Origin of the sequence: Microcoleus sp. OTE_8_concoct_300 (genome assembly GCF_031383065.1) — a bacterium.
Taxonomy (GTDB): Bacteria; Cyanobacteriota; Cyanobacteriia; order Cyanobacteriales; family Microcoleaceae; genus Microcoleus.
Window position 1 is genome coordinate 1 of record NZ_JANMZH010000759.1, and the last position, 1,277, is coordinate 1,277.

The 1,277-nt window shown below is 41.2% G+C and carries 1 protein-coding gene; it reads left to right on the forward strand.

The genetic code is table 11. The features are described 5' to 3' along the window. The first annotated feature begins 358 nt into the window (after positions 1–358). Positions 359–1,138: an FkbM family methyltransferase gene (locus ACUVJL_RS33860; protein ID WP_445249837.1), complete on the forward strand. Its 780-nt coding sequence runs from the start codon at positions 359–361 to the stop codon at positions 1,136–1,138. Positions 1,139–1,277: the final 139 nt, after the last annotated feature.

Genomic DNA, 1,277 nt, shown 5'->3' on the forward strand with positions numbered 1-1,277 from the left:
CTGTTGGGGAGATTTTGCCGGATGTGGAGATGGGATTGGATAGAGTGCGATCGATCTTATCAAAACCGCTAAGCTGCTACGCATATAAATTGAATACAGAGACGGGCTCTCCTGCCCGTCCCACAAGAATTGTAGAAAAATAGACTGTTAAATTAGATGCACAACAGCTTACTATTGCTAACACCCGGTGGTCAAATCTAATTGAGTAGTTGTCATTCACCAGCGAAGCGAAGAATCTCAGATGCTTTGGGCGGGCTAGGAGGGCCCACCCCACAATCAAATTAACTCTTTGTGGAATAGGCCGGAAAGCCTGTTCTGAGAGCAGTCAATTATCATCAATAAATAAAAGGGATTAGTCATGAGAAAACAAACTTTACAAACGATGAGTAAACTACTCCAAAAAAACAACCCGGTAATTTTAGAAATAGGGGCATGCATGGGCGAAGACTCCGTAATTTTCCTCCGAGAATTTTCCGACATTCAATTGCATTGTTTTGAACCCGATCCTCGCTCCGTAAAAATACATCAAAACACAGTCAAGGATGCGCGATGCCAATTACATCCAATCGCCATATCAGACGTAGATGGAGAAGCTGAATTTTATCAGAGCATCGGCTCCCCTGACGAAACGGGTGACTCTTCAGAATGGCTCCAATCTTCTTCACTCAAAGCTCCCAAAAATCATTTAGAAGTCTTCCCTTGGTGTAAGTTTAGCGAAAATACAGTAAAAGTGCCAACGCGCAGCTTAGATAGTTGGTTTGCAGAACAGGATATCGATCAAATTGACTTAATTTGGGCTGACGTACAAGGCGCAGAGGAAAACTTGATTAAAGGAGCACTTAAAACCTTGTCTCATACCAAGTATTTTTACACAGAGTTTGAAGATGACGAATACTATGAGGGACAAATCACACTTCAACAGATAAAGACTTTACTTCCCAAGTTTAAAGTTATTGGTCTTTTCTACAACAACGTATTATTTAAGAATACTGAAATGCCCGATTCAGCCCCTAATACAATTGACCAAATAGTTTGGCCTTGGGATCTTTTTCCACCCAGAGTGTTGCTGCAATTGGGCAAAAAAAGACTCAAATCAACAGTTAAATCCCTCCAAGGTAAGGCTAAAGCAAAAGTTTAGGCAGATTTTTCTGAACTAACTATAACAGACATCAAAGCCTACCTTACTTTTCCGACAGATAGATAATTAGCCGCCGATTTGAGACATTGTGCGGCTGTAATTTCCTTGAGTAGTTCCCGAATCCCGCTGCTTGAAATTA